General features: G+C 65.7%; 17 protein-coding genes and 1 other RNA gene. 10 read left to right on the forward strand and 8 right to left on the reverse strand.

Annotated elements, in window-relative coordinates:
* Window positions 1–144 precede the first annotated feature (144 nt).
* The 4 genes from fba to tkt form a co-directional block, all read right to left on the reverse strand.
* Entirely contained in the window at window positions 145–1,212 is a 1,068-nt protein-coding gene (gene fba / locus HAP48_RS20680; protein ID WP_026192208.1) for a class II fructose-bisphosphate aldolase, read from the reverse strand.
* Between the two features lie 39 nt (window positions 1,213–1,251).
* Window positions 1,252–2,448, reverse strand: coding sequence for a phosphoglycerate kinase (locus HAP48_RS20685; protein ID WP_166210660.1), 1,197 nt, complete (start codon window positions 2,446–2,448; stop codon window positions 1,252–1,254).
* 133 nt (window positions 2,449–2,581) lie between these two features.
* Window positions 2,582–3,589, reverse strand: a complete 1,008-nt coding sequence (gene gap, locus HAP48_RS20690) for a type I glyceraldehyde-3-phosphate dehydrogenase (RefSeq protein ID WP_166210657.1) — start codon at window positions 3,587–3,589, stop codon at window positions 2,582–2,584.
* A 164-nt stretch (window positions 3,590–3,753) separates the two neighbouring features.
* Complete coding sequence (gene tkt / locus HAP48_RS20695) at window positions 3,754–5,736, reverse strand: transketolase (protein ID WP_166210654.1); 1,983 nt, start codon at window positions 5,734–5,736, stop codon at window positions 3,754–3,756.
* A 334-nt stretch (window positions 5,737–6,070) separates the two neighbouring features.
* Here tkt and HAP48_RS20700 point away from each other — a divergent pair, with 334 nt between their 5' ends.
* From HAP48_RS20700 to HAP48_RS20720, 5 genes are all read left to right on the forward strand, one after another.
* On the forward strand, window positions 6,071–6,391 hold the full coding sequence (locus HAP48_RS20700) for a DUF4164 domain-containing protein (protein ID WP_166210651.1): 321 nt from the start codon (window positions 6,071–6,073) through the stop codon (window positions 6,389–6,391).
* Window positions 6,388–6,771 carry a cell division protein ZapA gene (locus HAP48_RS20705; RefSeq protein WP_029077595.1) on the forward strand — a complete coding sequence of 128 codons (384 nt, stop codon included), beginning with the start codon at window positions 6,388–6,390 and terminating at the stop codon, window positions 6,769–6,771. The genes HAP48_RS20700 and HAP48_RS20705 overlap by 4 nt, the downstream gene beginning before the upstream one ends.
* 114 nt (window positions 6,772–6,885) lie before the next feature.
* A non-coding RNA gene (gene ssrS / locus HAP48_RS20710) (6S RNA) lies at window positions 6,886–7,046 on the forward strand.
* A gap of 187 nt (window positions 7,047–7,233) precedes the next feature.
* On the forward strand, window positions 7,234–7,812 hold the full coding sequence (locus HAP48_RS20715) for a 5-formyltetrahydrofolate cyclo-ligase (protein ID WP_166210648.1): 579 nt from the start codon (window positions 7,234–7,236) through the stop codon (window positions 7,810–7,812).
* A gap of 2 nt (window positions 7,813–7,814) precedes the next feature.
* Entirely contained in the window at window positions 7,815–8,645 is an 831-nt protein-coding gene (locus HAP48_RS20720) for a TIGR00282 family metallophosphoesterase (protein WP_166210645.1), read from the forward strand.
* On the opposite strand, the gene HAP48_RS20725 is transcribed toward HAP48_RS20720, so the two are convergent.
* The 3 genes from HAP48_RS20725 to HAP48_RS20735 all read right to left on the reverse strand — a co-directional run bounded on the left by HAP48_RS20725 (window position 8,635) and on the right by HAP48_RS20735 (window position 12,386).
* Window positions 8,635–8,910, reverse strand: a complete 276-nt coding sequence (locus HAP48_RS20725) for a hypothetical protein (RefSeq protein ID WP_166210642.1) — start codon at window positions 8,908–8,910, stop codon at window positions 8,635–8,637. The two genes, HAP48_RS20720 and HAP48_RS20725, sit on opposite strands and share 11 nt — an antisense overlap.
* Window positions 8,911–8,998: 88 nt before the next feature.
* Entirely contained in the window at window positions 8,999–10,423 is a 1,425-nt protein-coding gene (locus tag HAP48_RS20730) for a methyl-accepting chemotaxis protein (RefSeq protein ID WP_166210639.1), read from the reverse strand.
* Between the two features lie 199 nt (window positions 10,424–10,622).
* Window positions 10,623–12,386 carry a methyl-accepting chemotaxis protein gene (locus HAP48_RS20735; RefSeq protein WP_166210636.1) on the reverse strand — a complete coding sequence of 588 codons (1,764 nt, stop codon included), beginning with the start codon at window positions 12,384–12,386 and terminating at the stop codon, window positions 10,623–10,625.
* Window positions 12,387–12,611: 225 nt separating this feature from the next.
* On the opposite strand from HAP48_RS20735, the gene HAP48_RS20740 reads away from it, so the two are divergent.
* The gene (locus HAP48_RS20740; protein ID WP_166210633.1) at window positions 12,612–13,358 is read left to right on the forward strand and encodes a YebC/PmpR family DNA-binding transcriptional regulator; all 747 of its coding nucleotides are present in this window, start codon (window positions 12,612–12,614) and stop codon (window positions 13,356–13,358) included.
* Between the two features lie 47 nt (window positions 13,359–13,405).
* Here the strand turns inward: HAP48_RS20740 and HAP48_RS20745 are convergent, their stop codons facing one another.
* The gene (locus HAP48_RS20745; protein ID WP_166210630.1) at window positions 13,406–13,591 is read right to left on the reverse strand and encodes a hypothetical protein; all 186 of its coding nucleotides are present in this window, start codon (window positions 13,589–13,591) and stop codon (window positions 13,406–13,408) included.
* Between the two features lie 116 nt (window positions 13,592–13,707).
* Here HAP48_RS20745 and ruvC point away from each other — a divergent pair, with 116 nt between their 5' ends.
* The 4 genes from ruvC to HAP48_RS20765 all read left to right on the forward strand — a co-directional run bounded on the left by ruvC (window position 13,708) and on the right by HAP48_RS20765 (window position 17,404).
* Window positions 13,708–14,235, forward strand: a complete 528-nt coding sequence (gene ruvC, locus HAP48_RS20750; protein ID WP_166210627.1) for a crossover junction endodeoxyribonuclease RuvC — start codon at window positions 13,708–13,710, stop codon at window positions 14,233–14,235.
* A gap of 139 nt (window positions 14,236–14,374) precedes the next feature.
* Entirely contained in the window at window positions 14,375–14,992 is a 618-nt protein-coding gene (gene ruvA / locus HAP48_RS20755) for a Holliday junction branch migration protein RuvA (RefSeq protein WP_166210624.1), read from the forward strand.
* A 256-nt stretch (window positions 14,993–15,248) separates the two neighbouring features.
* A complete protein-coding gene (ruvB, locus tag HAP48_RS20760) occupies window positions 15,249–16,298 on the forward strand; it encodes a Holliday junction branch migration DNA helicase RuvB (RefSeq protein ID WP_166210621.1) in 1,050 nt (349 codons plus the stop codon).
* 188 nt (window positions 16,299–16,486) lie between these two features.
* Complete coding sequence (locus HAP48_RS20765; protein WP_166210618.1) at window positions 16,487–17,404, forward strand: metallophosphoesterase; 918 nt, start codon at window positions 16,487–16,489, stop codon at window positions 17,402–17,404.
* The last annotated feature ends 177 nt before the right edge of the window (window positions 17,405–17,581 follow it).

Raw genomic sequence — 17,581 nt, forward strand, 5'->3', positions numbered from 1 at the left:
TGCCTAGAAAACGTTCGTCGCGGCCGCTGTTTGTCGCAGCCGGCGATCAAGCCCCGGGACACCGTTTCCAACTGCGTCGGAGCCGGTGTCCCGCCTTAATGTTTCAGGCGATATGGTGTCAGGCAATCTCTTCAGGCGGCCGCTTCAGGCAACCTTGGGGTCGAGCTGACCCGCAGCGTAGCGCTTGGCCATCTCAGCCGTGGTCAGCACCTTCTTGATCTTGCTGGCCTGGCCCGCGGTGTTGAACTCCTGCAGGCGCTGCTTGCACAGCTTGGTCATCGCCTCCATCGCGGGCTTCAGGTATTTGCGCGGATCGAACTCTTCCGGATTGTCCTTCAGCACCTTGCGGATCTGGCCGGTCATCGCCATCCGGTTGTCGGTGTCGATGTTGATCTTGCGCACGCCGTTCTTGATGCCGCGCTGGATCTCGGCGACCGGCACGCCCCAGGTCGGCTTCATCTTGCCGCCATTGGCGTTGATGATCTCCTGCAGCTCCTGCGGCACCGACGAGGAGCCGTGCATGACGAGGTGCGTGTTCGGCAGCTTGCGATGAATTTCCTCGATCACGTTCATGGCGAGGATGTCGCCGTCGGGCTTGCGGGTGAACTTGTAGGCGCCGTGCGAGGTGCCCATCGCGATCGCAAGCGCATCGACCTTGGTTTCCTGGACGAACTTCACGGCCTCGTCGGGATTGGTCAGCAGCTGGTCATGCGACAGCTTGCCCTCGGCGCCATGGCCGTCTTCCTTGTCGCCCATGCCGGTCTCGAGCGAGCCGAGCACGCCGAGCTCGCCCTCGACCGAAATGCCGCCGAGATGGGCCATACCGGTCACGGTCCGGGTGACGCCGACATTGTAGTCCCAATCGCCCGGGGTCTTGCCGTCGGCCTTCAGCGAACCGTCCATCATCACCGAGGTGAAGCCGGCCTGGATCGCGGTCATACAGGTGGCGGGCTCGTTGCCATGGTCGAGATGCACGCAGACCGGGATCTGCGGGTAGATCTCGGTGACGGCGTCCATCATGTGCTTGAGCATGACGTCGTTGGCGTAGGACCGCGCGCCGCGCGAGGCCTGGATGATGACGGGCGCGTCGACCTCGGAGGCCGCCGCCATGATCGACAGCGCCTGCTCCATGTTGTTGATATTGAAGGCAGGTACGCCGTAATCGTGCTCGGCCGCGTGATCGAGCAGTTGCCGCAACGTTATGCGAGCCATTCCATTTCTCCCTGTAAAGCGTTCGCGGGTTGACCTAAATCAGCCGTGTTTCAGAACTTCGACGCCCGGCAGCGGCTTGCCTTCCATCCATTCAAGAAACGCGCCGCCCGCGGTCGAGACGTAGGAAAAATCGCCCGCCACGCCCGCCTGGTTCAGCGCCGCGACGGTATCGCCGCCGCCGGCGACCGAGACCAGTTTCTTGCTCTTGGTGCGCTCGGCGGCATGCCTGGCCGACACCACAGTGCCGCGGTCGAACGGCGTCAGCTCGAAGGCGCCGAGCGGACCGTTCCAGACCAGCGTCGCCGCGTCGTCGATCGCGGAATGGATCCGCGCGATCGACTGCGGGCCGACATCGAGGATCATGCCGTCGGCCGGGATCGCATCGAGGCCATAGGCATGCGACGGCGCATTGGCGGCAAACTTGTTGGCGACGACGGCGTCCACGGGGAGGATGATGGCGCAGTTCGCGGCGTTGGCCTTCTCCATGATCCGCAGCGCGGTTGCGGCGAGGTCCTTTTCGGCGAGCGACTTGCCGACGTTGATGCCTTGCGCGTGCAGGAAGGTGTTGGCCATGCCGCCGCCGATCACCAGCGCATCGACCTTGCTCACGAGATTTTCCAGCAGGTCGATCTTGGTCGAGACCTTGGCGCCACCGATGATCGCGATGACGGGCTTGGTCGGTGCTTCCAGCGCCTTGCCGAGCGCGTCGAGCTCGGCCTGCATGGTGCGGCCGGCATAGGCCGGCAACTTGTGGCCGAGGCCTTCGGTCGAGGCGTGGGCGCGATGCGCGGCAGAGAAGGCGTCGTTGACCCAGATGTCGCCGAGCTTTGCGAGTTCAGCGACGAAGCCGGCGTCGTTCTTCTCTTCTTCCTTGTGGAAGCGGGTGTTCTCGAGGCAGAGGATGTCGCCGTCCTTGAGGGCCGCGACCGCCTTGGCCGCAGGATCACCGATGCAGTCGTCGGCGAAGGCGACCGGGCGCTTGAGCACCTTCGACAGCGCGTCAGCGACCGGCTTCAGCGACTCCTTGGGATCGCGTCCCTTGGGCCGGCCGAAATGTGCGAGCAGGATCACCCTGCCGCCCTTGTCGGAAATCTCGGTGATGGTGGGGGCGACGCGCTCGAGCCTTGTGGCGTCGGTGACGCGGCCGCCTTCCATGGGGACGTTGAGGTCGACGCGCAGCAGCACGCGCTTGCCCTTCACGTCGACGTCGTCGAGGGTGCGGAATGATTTTGTCATGGGAGGTCTCTTGTCCCCGGCGCACTGCGGCGCGAGGTGCCGCTGTGCAAAACCGGGACCTTGGGTTGAATGGGTCCCGGCTCAGCGGTGCAGCGTCTCGACGCTGCACCGCGTCCGGGACACGAGACGTGAGTTAGATCAGCTTGCCGATGGCGACGGCCGTGTCGGCCATGCGGTTCGAGAAGCCCCACTCATTGTCGTACCAGGCCATCACGCGCACCAGCGTGCCGTTCTGCACCTTGGTCTGGTCCATGTGGAAGGTGGCCGAGTGCGGATCGTGGTTGAAGTCGATCGAGACGTTGGGCGCGGCGGTAAAGCCCAGAATGCCCTTGAGCTGCTGCTCGGCGGCGCGCTTCATCGCCTCGTTGATCTCCTTGGCGTCGGTGGCGCGCTTGGCGACGATCTTGAGATCAATCACCGAGACGTTCGGGGTCGGCACGCGGATCGAGACGCCGTCGAGCTTGCCCTTCAGTTCCGGCAGCACCAGGCCGATCGCCTTCGCCGCACCGGTCGAGGTCGGGATCATCGACATCGCCGCGGCGCGACCGCGATAGAGATCCTTGTGCAGGGTGTCGAGCGTCGGCTGGTCGCCGGTATAGGCGTGGATCGTGGTCATGAAGCCGGTCTCGATGCCGACCGTCTCGTTCAACACCTTGGCAACCGGCGCGAGGCAATTGGTGGTGCACGAGCCGTTGGAGACGACGAGCTGATCCTTGGTCAGCGTGTCGTGGTTGACGCCGTAGACGATGGTGGCGTCAGCGCCATCGGCCGGTGCCGAGACCAGCACGCGCTTGGCGCCGGCGGTGAGGTGCGCAGAGGCCTTGTCCTTGGCGGTGAAGATGCCGGTGCATTCCAGCGCGATGTCGACGCCGAGCGCCTTCCACGGCAGCTTGGAGGGATCGCGTTCGGCCGAGACCTTGATCTTGTTGTCGCCGAGGCTGATCGAGTCGCCGTCGACGGTCACGGTGCCCGGAAAGCGGCCATGCACGGAATCGAAGCGCAGCAGATGCGCGTTGGTCTCGACCGGGCCGAGGTCGTTGATGCCGACGACTTCGATGTCCTTGCGGCCGGACTCGGCGATGGCGCGCAACACATTGCGGCCGATACGCCCAAACCCGTTGATCGCGACGCGGATTGCCATGCTGGTGTCTCCTCTAAAAGCTGCTGCCAGCCCCGCGGGAGGGCTCCCACGAAGCTTTTACGGCGGAACGTCCGGTTCAGCCGGACGCGAGCGGAAAAGATGGAGCTTTGTTAATCCTTTTTCGCGGCAAGCTCAACCTTTGACCTGCGGGTGTCAGGCCAGCGTCAGACGCGCTTCAGGGCAGCGTTAACGACGGCCTCCGCGGTAATGCCGAAATGCGGGAAAAGGTCCTTCGCCGGGGCACTTGCGCCGAAGCCGTGCATGCCGATGAATTCGCCATCGTGGCCGATCACGGCATCCCAGCCCCAGCGCACGGCGGCCTCGATCGCGATCTTGACCGGGGCGTTGCCGATAATGGCATTTTGCCGCTCGGCGGGCTGCGCCAGCAGCAATTCCAGTGACGGCACCGAGACCACCCGCGTCGCGATGCCGCGTCCGGCGAGCTGCTTCTGCGCCTCGACCGCGATCTGGACCTCGGAACCGGACGCGAACAATGACACTTTTGCGTCACCCTGCGCCGCGACCAGCTCGTAGGCGCCGTGGCTGCACGGGCTGTCATTCGGCACCGTGGTGCGGAGCTGCGGCAGGTTCTGGCGGGTCAGCGCCAGCACCGTCGGTCCGTCGATGCGGTTGAGCGCCAGTTCCCAGCACTCGGCGGTCTCGACCGCGTCGCAGGGACGGAACACGCGCATGTTGGGCATCGCGCGCAGCGCGGAGAGATGCTCGACCGGCTGGTGCGTCGGACCGTCCTCGCCGAGGCCGATCGAGTCATGGGTCATGACATAGACCACGCCGGTGCCCATCAGCGCCGACAGCCGCATCGCGCCGCGTGCATAGTCGGTGAACACCAGGAAGGTGGCGCCGTTCGGCGCGAAGCCGCCATGCAGGAAGATGCCGTTGAGGCACGCCGCCATGCCGTGCTCGCGGATGCCGTAATGGATGAAGCGGCCCTTCGGCGTCTTGGCGGCAAACCCCACCGCGGACTTCGCCTTGTTGTTGTTGGAGCCGGTGAGGTCGGCGGAGCCGGCCACGAACTCCATCGGCATCGCAGCCGCAATCACCTCGATCGCAGCTTCCGACGATTTGCGGGTCGCGACGTTGAGCGGATTTTCCAGGAGCCCCTTCTTGAAGGCGCGCAGGCCCTTGGCGAGCGATGCCGGCCGCTCGTGACGCAGCCGGCGCTCGAACTCGGCGCGCTTGCGGTTGCCGAGCTGTGCGAACTGCTCGTCCCAGGCCTTGTGCTCGGCGGCGCCGCGGGCACCTGCCTCGCGCCAGGCCTTCAGCACGTCATCAGGCACCGAGAACGGCTCGAGCGAGATGCCGAGCTTCTCCTTGGCGCCCTTGAGCTCCTCGGCGCCGAGGGCTTCGCCATGCGCCTTCGCGGTGCCGGCCTTGGTCGGTGCGCCAAAGCCGATCGTGGTCTTGCAGGCGATCAGCGAGGGCTTGCTGGATTTCTGCGCGCGGGTGATCGCAGCCGCAATCGCCTTCGGATCGTGGCCGTCGATCAATTCGGCAGCCCAGCCTGCGGACTTGAAGCGCTTCACCTGGTCGACGGAGTCGGAAAGCGAGGTCGGGCCGTCGATCGAGATGCCGTTGTCGTCGTACAGCACGATCATCTTGTTGAGGCGCCAGTGGCCGGCGAGCGCAATCGCTTCCTGCGAGATGCCTTCCATCAGGTCGCCGTCGGAGGCGAGCACATAGGTGTGGTGGCTGACGATCTTCTTGCCGAACTCGGCGGCGAGCATCTTCTCGGCGAGCGCCATGCCGACCGCAGTCGCAATGCCCTGGCCGAGCGGGCCGGTGGTGGTCTCGATGCCCTTGGTGTGGAAATTCTCCGGATGTCCAGGCGTCAGCGATCCGAGCTGGCGGAAATGCTTGATCTGGTCGAGCGTCATCTCCTTGTTGCCGGTGAGGTACAGCAACGAGTAGAGCAGCATCGAGCCGTGGCCCGCCGACAGCACGAAGCGGTCGCGGTCGGGCCAGGCCGGATCGGCGGCGTCGAATTTCAGGAACTGGGTGAACAGCACGGTCGCGATATCGGCGGCGCCCATCGGCAGGCCGGGATGACCGGATTTCGCCTTCTCGACGGCGTCCATGGCAAGGCCACGGATCGCATTGGCCATACGGGTGTGATCGACCTGCGACATGATGAAAAGTCCGCCTGAAATGAGGAGCTGATTGCTGGACGCATCGGGGCGGGCAGCCGCGATACGCGCGTGGATGGCCTTACGGGTTGGAGGGTGGATTAGCACCTCAATTCCGCAAGTCCAAGGCGATGAAACGCCCCAAAACGGGGAAAAGTTGCCCGAAATGGCCCTATTTCATTCAACGGTGCATAGTTCTGCGCCGCCGTTGCGCTCGGCTCGCTTGCCACGTAAATTTCGTCCCGTAAGCGCTTGCCGAACCGCCAGTTTTGCCGTGCGGCAGGCTTATCTCCAGCAGGCTACCCAGCCAACCCAAGAAGGGTCCACGCCGCGTGTCATGAGTGATCGTCTCGCCAACGGGTCTGGCAATACCGAGGCACCGCTTGCCGATATCGATGCTGCGACCAAGCGGCTGATGGCTGCGCTCGACGCGCTGGAAAGCTCGGTGGAGCGGCGCCGCGAGGCCGACCGCGACGAAAACGAATTGGCGAGCCGGATCCAGGCGCTCGGCGCCGATCGCTCCAGACTTGCCGACGAACTCGACGGATCGCTGGTCAAGACGCGCAAGCTCGAGCGCGTCAATCGCGACATCGCGGAAAAGCTCGACGCGGCGATCGGCAGCATTCGCGCCGTGCTCGAGGGCGGAGACAAGAGATGAGCCACATCAACGTCACCATCAATGGCCGGCAATACCGGATGGCCTGCGAGGAGGGCCAGGAGGTGCGGCTGCTGAAGCTCGCGGAAAACCTCGAGCAGCGCGTCGAATCGCTGCGCGGCAAGTTCGGCGAGATCGGTGATGCGCGGCTCACGGTGATGGCGGCGCTCACCGCTTGCGACGAACTGGCCGATGCCAGCGCACGCCTCCGCAGCCTCGAGGAAGAGGTCGAGCAGTTGCGCAATGCGCGCGTCGCCGCCACCGACCGCGCCCGCGCGACCCAGACAGCGGTCTCCAACGCGCTCAACGCCGCCGCCGAGCGGATCGAGCGCACCACCCAGGTGCTCAACCGCACCATCGGCGGCGGCATCGCGATCGGGTGATGTGATCCCCTGCGAGATTTCGTCAAGCCCGGCCATGACGGCGGAGAGAGCCCGAGCCTTGATCGCGGTTTCTTGCCGCTGGCGGAACCGGCACTTCGTCGCTACATTGACCCTGCGAAGCTGCGTCGTGCGTCAGGAGCCATATATCCCCGGGGCCTTATCGATCCTTTAGGGAACTGTCCCTGGCCGGGTCCGTGGACCCGGACATATGGTGCCCACCTACTTTCGTAGGGAACTCCGGGATCGAGCGCTCCAACGGCCTCTGCGGCTTCGCACTGAATTTTTGCTGTTGCCTTGTCGTCGCGCGGCGGCGGTTCGATTGTGGTGTAGCGCTGTCCCCTGCGAAGCGGGGCGTCCAGTGCGCCGCGGCCTGGCCATACGAATGCTAGCGTCTCTGGGATCTAGCGTCACTGGAATGATGGATCGTCCGTTGTCGCGGACGACGACAGCGGAAGATGGATCATGCACGCAGCTCCATCGAAGGCCGAGCTTCGGGCGCTTGCCCTCGCCAAGCGTGACGCGCTGAGCGACGAGCAGCGCGCGACGGCGGCCGAGGCGCTCGCCAAGCGCGGTGCACCGTTCGAGATCACGCAAGGCATGATCGTCTCCGGCTATGCGCCGATCCGCAGCGAGTTCGATCCGGCGCCGCTGATGAAGAAGCTGGCCGAGAAGGGCGCGCGGCTCGCGCTGCCCTGCATCAATGCGCGCGGCCAGTCGCTGACCTTCCGCAGCTGGTCGCCGCAGGACCGGCTGATGCTCGGGCCGCTCGGCATTCCCGAACCGTCGCCGGCCTCACCCGAGGTGCATCCCGACGTGATGCTGGTGCCGCTCGCGGCGTTCGACAAGCTCGGCCACCGCATCGGCTATGGCGCCGGCTATTACGACTATACCTTTGCGCATCTGCGAAAGGCCAAGCATGTGATCGGGGTCGGGATTGCCTTCGCTGCACAGGAAAGCAAGGCTATTCCGGCGTTGTCGCACGACGTCCCGCTGGATTATGTGCTAACCGAGCGCAAGACGTTCGATTTCCGGAGCCCCTAGCATTGCGTATTCTCTTCGTTGGTGACGTCGTCGGCAGGACCGGCCGCACCGCCATCGCCGACCACCTTCCCGGCATGATCAGGGACTGGTCGCTCGATCTCGTCATCGTCAATGGCGAGAATTCCGCCGGCGGTTTCGGCATTACCGAGGCGATCTACCAGGAGCTGCTCGACGCCGGCGCCGATGCGATCACGCTCGGCAACCACGCCTGGAATCAGAAGGAGGCGCTGGTCTTCATCGAGCGCGCGCCGCGGCTGATCCGCCCCTTGAATTTCCCGCGCCATTCGCCGGGCCGCGGCTCGACCCTGATCGACACCAAGAACGGCAAGCGCGCGCTGGTCATCAACGCGATCGGCCGCGTGTTCATGGAGCCGTCGTCGAACGATCCGTTTGCCGCGATCGACCGCGAGCTCGAGGCCTGCCCGTTGCGCGAGGGCGCCGACGCCATCGTGCTGGACTTCCATGCCGAGGCGACCAGCGAGAAGCAGGGCATCGGCTTCTTCTGCGACGGTCGCGTCAGCCTCGTGGTCGGCACCCACACCCATGTGCCGACCGCCGATCACCAGGTGCTGCCCGGCGGCACCGCCTATATGAGCGATGCCGGCATGACCGGCGACTATGATTCGGTGATCGGCATGCAGAAGGAGGAGCCGCTGCAGCGCTTCCTCACCGGCATTCCCTCCGGCCGCTTCGAGCCGGCCGCGGGCACAGCCACGCTCAGCGGCATCGCGGTCGAGACCGACGATGCGACCGGGCTTGCGGTGAAGGTCGCGCCGGTGCGCGCCGGCGGACGACTCGAGCCCGCGGTGCCGGGGTTCTGGGTCAGTTCGTGAGATTGGCGGGGGACTCTGCGCGGCGCTGCGTAAACGTGCCGCGCAGCAGCCAAAGAAGCAGTGCCAGACCGAGGCCGGCGGTCCCCCAGAAGAACATCACAAGTGTTGCGATGATGGCCCAGCTTGAATGGTTCGGATCGTTTCCCGCGACGGTCGAGAAAAGCACGATGCAGGTTGGTGTGTTCAGAAGCGCCGCGAGCGACCACAGTCCCGCTGACGGTTTCCAATTCCACAAGCTGAACAGATAAACGATGACGAGGCCCACGGGGAAACCGATGATCGTGCCCGGGCTCAGAAATATGATCTTTAATGCGAGAGACGTCGATGGCCGCCCAATTCAATGACGGGTGTTGCTAGCTCTGCCGAAAGCCCATCCGGAATGCGCCCCAATGGCGGCCGTTCACGACGATCGGCGATGACACATCCTTCATCAGCACGAAATTGCCGCCGCCCATGTCGCGGCGGTAGGTCTGCAGCAGGAACGGCTTCGTGTTGGCTGCGACCTTGCTCACCGCGCGGTCGTTGAACAGGCGGCGGTTGCGGCAATTGGCGTTATTCCAGACCGGGTCGGGCCCCTGCGGCAGCCGGTAGTTCGGATTGTGGGTCGGCAGATAGCCGCCGCGCGCCCAGGCGACGCAGAACACGATGCGCGGATCGGTCTTCTGGATCGGGTCCTGGATCGCGGGCAGCACGCGGTCGGTGAAGCTGACATAGTTGGTCAGATATTGCTTCGGATCGGAACCCGCGATCTCGCGGTAGTTCTCGTCCATCAATTGCGTGAGCGTGATCTCGCCGCGCGCAACGGCATTCTCGAACAGCTCGGAAATCTGCTTCGCGGTGTCGATCACGACGCGGATCAGCGGCGCGTCGCTGGTCTCCACGCCGCTGTCGGCGATGGTCACGATCAGGCTCTCGGACAGCTCAAGCAGCTTCGCGACGCGGCCGTCGGCGTGCTTGAGGTCGCGCGACGAGAGATCGACGCCCTTGGCGAGTTCGTTCAGCTCCGCGATCACGGTGTCGCAATGACCGAGATTGGAGGTCGCGGCGCGCGCAACGTTGTCGATCTCGGCACCGACAGATGAAAAGCCTTCCTGCACGCGCATGATGATGCCGGAAATCTGCTGGGCGCCTTCGCCGGCGCTCTTGGCGCGCAGCGAGGCGTCGCTGCTCTCGCCGATCAGGCTGCCGATCTGGCCGTCGAGATCGCGCACGGTGTCGGAGATCTGATGCGTCGCCTGGCGGGTCGCCTCCGCAAGGCTCTTCACCTCGCTTGCGACTACGGCAAAGCCGCGGCCGGCGGTGCCGGCGCGCGCCGCCTCGATCGTGGCATTGAGGGCGAGCAGATTGGTCTGTTTGGCGATCGCCTCGATCGAACCGGAGACCTTGGCGACCTGGCTCAGCGCGGAGCCGACAGCGGCAAGCCGCGCCTCGATCCGCGCGACCGCGGCGACGAGTTCGGAGATGTGGCTGACCGCGGTGTCCACGGCATGGCGCGACTCCGCGATCTGGCCAACCGCGGCGGATGCGGTCGTTTGCACCGCCTGCGATGCGTTGGCGATGTCGTGATTGGCCGAGACCATCGTCTCGGCCGTCGCCTGCAAATGATGGAACCGCTCCGACTGGTTGGTGACGCGGTTGGCGACCTCCTGGACGTTGCCGGCGATGTCGGCGAGTTCCACTCCGAGGCCGCCGATGCGGTCGGCGAGTTGGTCAACGAGCCGTTCGGCCAGCGTCCGGTTCGATGAGGTGTCCAGAACTGCAAGCTGCACGGCCGACATATCAGCGCTTCCTCCATCACAGCGGTCGGTTGAGCCGCCGCACATTCCCCATCTCAATCTAAAGCGTGATTCGCGCCGCCGGTCTTGCCTGAGCGTGCACTACGCAGCCCGGATGCAGCGCAGCGAAATCCGGGATTGCTGGCTGCGGGAACACTCGGCCCGGATTACGCTTCGCTGCATCGGGCACCAAAAATTCCAATCAAAGCTTGTAGGCGGTGCGGAAGCCGCCCCAATGCCGGCCGCGGACGCGAATCGGCACGTCGATCTCGCGCATCATCACGGTGGTGCCGTTGCCCATGTCGCGCGCATAGCTCTGGACCAGATAGGCGCGCTGGTTCTGCGCAGCGGCGAGGCCCGCGGCATCGTTGAAGATGCGGCGGTTGCGGCAATTGGCGGTGTTGTAGGCGACATCGCCCGGCCGCTGCGGATGCGAGTAGATCTTGTTGTGGACCGGCAGATAGCCGTTCCGATCGACCGTCGCGCAGAACGCCAGCCGCTTGTCGTTGGCGAGGAACGCCTCGAGCAGAGCGGGCAGCGCGCGATCCGCCCAATCCAGCATCCTCGTGCGGTATTGCATCGGATTGGTGCCGGATATTTCGACATAGTCGGTGTCGAACATGTCGTCGATGGTGATCGCGCCGCTCGCAAGGCCGCTCTCGAACACCTTGGTCAGCGCCGTGCCTGCTTCCATCGCACGGGTGATCAGCTCCGCGTTCTCCTCGTGGATCGCCCACATCCGGTCTTCGACCTTCTCGCGCAGCGCGGCGGTTGCGCCCTCGAAACGGGCCTGCGCGCCGGCCTTGGTGCGGTCGCCGATCCTGATCCGGCACGCGCCGATATCCTGTAAGGTCGCACTCAGGGTCTCATGGGCCGCGAGCTCCTCGGCATCGGGCCCGCCGATCAGGATGCCGTCCATCGCGATCTCGTAGACCGGCGCGGTGATGATTCCGCGCGCGGTTGTGATCTCGATCTTGAGGCTGCAGGGCAGGCGCTCGTTCTTGCGCGGATCGCCGCGCCCGTCCTGGCGCAGCAGCACCGCGCAGCGCGCCTTCAGCTTCTGGGCGAAAGCGGTCACGGCCTTGCCGGCCTTCGCGACATTGTCGCCATGCGCGGCCGCTTCGCGCGTGGCAGAGTCGATCTCGCCGGCGCTGGTGCCGACCGAGACGATGAAACTGGAGGCGGAGGCGGCGTTCTGGCCCATCTCGCCGGTGATCGCATTCTGCTCGGCGACCGCGCCGTTGACGTTCTCGAACACCGGGCGGATCGCCTCGATCGCCTGCGAGATGCGGTGCACCGCGTCCGCCGATCCGGTGGCATCCTTCTGCAGCGCCTCGATCTTCCTCGTGATCTCTTCAGTGGCGCTCTGGGTCTGCACCGCCAGCGCCTTGACCTCGGTGGCAACTACCGCAAAGCCCTTGCCGGCCGCGCCGGCGCGCGCCGCCTCGATGGTCGAGTTGAGCGCCAAGAGCGTGGTCTGCCGCGCGATCTGCGCGATCAGGTTGACGACGTTGCCGATCGCGGCCGAGGATTCGCGCAGGCGATCGACATTGGCGGTGGCCTCGCGCGCTGCGGCTGCGGCATCGTCGGCGAGCTGGCTCGCGCTGCGCACCTGCTGGCCGATGCCCTCGGCTGAATGGGTGAATCGGCCGGCAGCTTCCGAGAACGTCGTCGCGGTGTTCTGCGCGTCGCTGCTGCGGCCGCTCAGTGCGTCGGTGCGGGCGCGGATGGTCGCAAGCTTGGTTGCCGTCGCCTCGGCGCCGTCGGCGACCGAGCCTGCGGCGCGCTCGAGCTGGCGGATCATCGCGCCGAGCTCGAGTTCCAGCAGTTCGAGGATTTCCCTGGCTGAATCCTTGGCAGAATCAGTCTCGGTCGCGGAGGGCGCAGCTACCGTGGCCGGAACCTTCGGCTCAGCGGCAGGCGCAGCCGGCTCCGGCACTTGCTTTCGAAACAAACCGAACGCCATGTGGGCTCTGTGGGGGCTGTTGGAAGTTGCCATGGAAAGTTGCGGCGGGACGGGGCGATCCTCGCACCGGGGCATGAAGTCATGGTTAACAAGTGCCTCATGTTCCGGCTTGCGGTAGTATTCCGGGGCCGGACCGCCCCCGCCGATCTTTGATTTTGACCGCCAGGGGCCTATAAGGCCGCGTTTTCCACCCGTTCAGACCCTACGCTTTCGAAGAGACGTCGCATGGCCGGCCATTCCCAATTCAAGAACATCATGCACCGCAAGGGCCGGCAGGATGCCCAGAAGTCGAAGCTTTTCGGCAAATTGGCCCGCGAAATCACCGTGGCGGCCAAGCTCGGCACCCCGGACCCGGCGATGAACCCGCGCCTGCGCGCCGCCGTGGTCGCGGCCCGCGCCGAGAACATGCCCAAGGACAATATCGATCGTGCGATCAAGAAGGCCGCGGGCAATGAGGGCGAGAACTATGACGAGATCCGCTACGAGGGCTATGGCCCCGGCGGCGTCGCCGTCATCGTCGAGGCGCTGACCGACAACCGCAACCGTGCCGCCTCCGACATCCGTTCCTTCTTCACCAAGTCGGGCGGCAATCTCGGCGAAACCGGCTCGGTCGCCTTCATGTTCGACCGCACCGGCATCATCGAATACGACGCCAAGGTCGCCTCCGACGATGCCATGCTGGACGCCGCGATCGAGGCCGGCGCCGACGACGTGATCTCCAGCGAGGCCGGCCACGAGGTCTACGCCTCGCAGGACACCTTCCGCGAAGTCGCCAAGGCGCTGGAAGCGAAGTTCGGCGAGCCGCGCAAGGCCGCGCTGACCTGGAAGCCGCAGAACACCGTCGCGGTCGACGACGAGACCGGCGAAAAGCTGTTGAAGCTGATGGACCTGCTCAACGAGCACGACGACGTGCAGAACGTGTTCGCCAATTTCGAGGTGTCCGACGCGCTGATCGCGAAGATGGGCGGCTGAGGCGGCTTCGCCGCACGTGCTGCGATGAGGCCGCCGCCGAGGCGGCCTTATTTGTTTGGCAGCAGCGCCGGGACCATCCACGGAATGGGAAAGAGTGGGAACAGCAGCGCACCCCAGACGAACCAGGCGCGTCTCGAGCGTCCCCTCTCGACTGCGGAGTTGGCCGTGAATCGCCCGGACAGGAGCGCGACCGCAACAACGGGAATGGCGATCAAGACGATCAGGGAGGACATGGCGGCTCCTGTCGATGCTGTCGCCAGTATATAGGATTGGGCCGTGGGTGCGACAGAGGCGGGGATGGCGCTCCGTTTGTGTTTCGTTCTCCCGGCGCAGGCGGTATCACTACCCCATGACATCGCAGCCGATTCGCTCTCCCGTCCGCATCATCGGTATCGATCCGGGTCTCCGCCGCACCGGCTGGGGGGTGATCGAGACCGAGGGCAATCGTCTCGTCTATATAGCCTGCGGCTCGGTCGAGCCGCCGGACGATCTGCCGCTGGCGAGCCGGCTGCTCGCGATCCATGAGGGGCTTGCCGCAGTGCTCGGCGACTACAGGCCGGCGGAGGCGGCGGTCGAGGCGACCTTTGTCAACAAGGACGGCGTCGCCACGCTGAAGCTCGGCCAGGCGCGCGGCGTCGCCATGCTGGCGCCCGCAATGTTCGGTATCTCGGTCGCCGAATACGCCCCGAACCAGGTCAAGAAGACCGTGGTCGGCGCCGGACATGCCGAGAAGAACCAGATCCAGGTGATGCTGAAGATACTGTTGCCGAAAGCCGAGCCACCATCCGCCGACGCCGCCGACGCGCTCGCGGTCGCCATCACCCACGCCCATCACCGCCAGAGCACGGCGCTGCGGCTCAGGGTGGCGAGCCTATGATCGTCCGATACCAATCGCCGTCATGCCCGGCCTTGTGCCGGGCATCCACGTCTTTTCTTGCCGGCGTCGAAGACGTGGATGGCCGGGACAAGCCCGGCCATGACGAAAGAGTGGCGTCCAAAGTGCCGGGACGGCCACGATGATCGGCAAGCTCAAGGGCCTGATCGATTCCTATGGCGAGGATTACGTGATCCTCGACGTCGGCGGCGTCGGCTATCAGGTGCATTGCGCGAGCCGCACGTTGCAGGCGCTGCCGTCGCCGGGCGCAGCGGCGGTGCTCTCGATCGAGACCTATGTCCGCGAGGATCAAATAAAACTGTTCGGCTTCCGCAGCGATCTGGAGCGCGAATGGTTTCGCCTGCTGCAGACCGTGCAGGGCGTCGGCGCCAAGGTCGCGCTCGCGGTGCTCGGCACGCTGCCGCCGACCGATCTCGCCAACGCGATCGCGCTGCGCGACAAGGCGGCGGTCGCGCGCACGCCGGGGGTCGGGCCGAAGGTCGCCGAGCGCATCGTCAGCGAATTGAAGGACAAGGCGCCGGGCTTTGCCGATGTCGATCCCGCGGTGGTGCAGCTGTCCGGCGCGATCGACAACAACCGCGCGCCGCGCCCGGTCACCGACGCGATCTCTGCGCTGGTCAATCTCGGCTACGGCCAGCCGCAGGCCGCCGCCGCCATCGCCGCCGCCTCGCGCAGCGCCGGTGAGAAGGCCGAGACCGCGCAGCTGATCCGGCTGGGTCTGAAGGAATTGTCGAAGTGAGGGCCCGTTCAAATCTATGCGCCAATTGGGCCGAGCGCTTCGCTGCGTTCCCTCCCCCCCGCAACCGGGGTCTACCCCGGTTGCGCATTGAATTCTTGCGCAAGTCGGGCAGGCCCGACTTGCGTTGGGGGAGGGTTAGGGAGGGGGGTGCCACGGCGGCAGTCTTCGTGTGGCCCCCCTTCCCCAACCCCTCCCCACAAGGGGGAGGGGAGCCTAACCACCACCGACGCGGCTTGCGTTGCATTGGTCTGCGAACATGAACACCCCGTCCCGCATGGTCACGCCCGAACGCCGCTCCGATGATGTCGGTGACACCGCGATGCGTCCGCAGTCGCTCACGGAGTTCGTCGGCCAGGCCCAGGCGCGCAAGAATCTCTCGATCTTCATCGAGGCCGCGAAGAAGCGCGGCGAGGCGCTCGATCACGTGCTGTTCGTCGGTCCCCCCGGCCTCGGCAAGACCACGCTGGCGCAGATCGTCGCGCGCGAGCTCGGCGTCGGCTTTCGTGCCACCTCAGGTCCTGTGATCGCCAAGGCCGGCGACCTCGCGGCGCTGCTCACCAATCTCGAAGAGCGCGACGTGCTGTTCATCGACGAGATCCATCGCCTGAGCCCGGCGGTGGAAGAAGTGCTCTATCCGGCGATGGAGGATTTCCAGCTCGACCTGATCATCGGCGAGGGCCCGGCCGCGCGCTCGGTGAAGATCGAGCTGTCGAAATTCACCCTGGTCGGCGCGACGACGCGCGCGGGGCTGCTCACCAATCCCTTGCGCGATCGCTTCGGGATTCCGATCCGGCTCAATTTCTACACCGAGGAAGAGCTGGAGAAGATCGTCACCCGCGGCGCCCGCGTGCTCAACATCGGCATGAGCCCCGACGGCGCCAACGAGATCGCGCGCCGCGCCCGCGGCACGCCGCGGATCGCCGGCCGCCTGCTGCGCCGGGTGCGCGACTTTGCCTCCGCGGCGGATGCCGATGCGATTGATCGCGGCATCGCCGACCGCGCGCTGAGCGCGCTCGAGGTCGACAGTGCCGGGCTCGACGCAATGGACCGGCGCTATCTGACCACCATCGCCCTGAACTATGGCGGCGGGCCGGTTGGCGTCGAGACCATGGCGGCGGCACTGTCGGAGCCGCGCGACGCGATCGAGGACATCATCGAGCCCTATCTGATCCAGTGCGGCTATCTGCAGCGTACGCCGCGCGGAAGGCTGCTGACGTCGCATGCCTTCCGTCATCTCGGGCTTGCCGAGCCGAACCGCGACCCCTCGCAGTTCGGCCTGTTCGGCAACAATGGCGACGAGGACTGAGCTGCTCCCGAAGTCGTGAAAAGACGTGTTGATGCAGCGCATCGCGCTGCCGGTAACCTTGCCCGCTAACCATTGCGAGGTCTCTGCAGGCCGTCTGCACAAACGCGGCCCAATTCCGCTCCAATCAAAGGGCTTATGATTGGTCGGAGCGTTTCCAGGAAGCGTCAGGCATCACCGATCAAACGTCCATGATTTCACGTCGTCATTTGCTCCGCGGGTTCGGCGGATTGACCGCCGTCACCGCCTCGACCGCGGCCTACGGCCTGAGCGAGCCGGTCGCCCGGCTCACGCTCACGCGTTACGATCTGTCGCCGCGGCAATGGCCGGCGGACTTTCCGCTCAAGATCGCCGTGCTCGCCGACATCCACGCCTGCGATCCCTGGATGTCGCTCGATCGTATCGAGACAATCGTCGAGCGCACCAATGCGTTGAACGCCGACATCATCGTGCTGCTCGGCGACTATGTCGCGGGGCTGCGCCACGTCACGCGCTTCATTCCGGCCTCCGAATGGGCCGCGGTGCTCAAGGGCCTGAAGGCGCCGCTCGGCGTGCATGCCGTGCTCGGCAATCACGACTACTGGGAAGACAAGGCGGTGCAGCGCCTGGGGCAGGGCACGCCGGTCGCGCGCCGTGCGCTGGAACGGGCGGGCATCCCGGTCTACGAGAACGATGCGGTGCGGCTCGTCAAGGACGGCCGTGCGTTCTGGCTCGCCGGCCTCGGTGACCAGCTCGCCTATTTGCCGGCGCGGCACTATCGCCAGGTCACCCGCATCGGCGTCGACGATCTCAACGCGACGCTTGCAAAAGTCACCGACGACGCGCCGGTGATCCTGCTCGCGCATGAGCCGGACGTTGCGCTTCGCGTGCCCTCGCGCGTCGCGCTGCAGCTGTCCGGCCACACCCATGGCGGCCAGGTCCGCCTGCTCGGTTGGTCGCCGGCGGTGCCGGTCAAGCACGGCATGCGGCTCGCCTATGGCCATCTGAAGCTGAAATGCGACGTCGTCGTCTCCGGCGGCCTCGGCTGCAGCATCATGCCGTTCCGCCTCGGCGTGCCACCCGAGATCGTGCAGGTGACACTCGGCGCCAAGGGGCCGGCGGTGTCCTGACGAGCCCGGCCGTGCACTCATAAAGGCGCGGACGCCGGCGTTTGGCGATCAGGCTGCATGGGGAGTGCCTTGAAACGCGGCATCCTTTAGTGAGGTACGCACGTTCGTCACCCAAACGGGTGGTGTGCACCCACGCCGACCTCGGCGCGTGACAACAGCCGCCCGCTCCTGTAAAAA

This window comes from Bradyrhizobium septentrionale (genome assembly GCF_011516645.4).
Lineage (GTDB): Bacteria > Pseudomonadota > Alphaproteobacteria > Rhizobiales > Xanthobacteraceae > Bradyrhizobium > Bradyrhizobium septentrionale.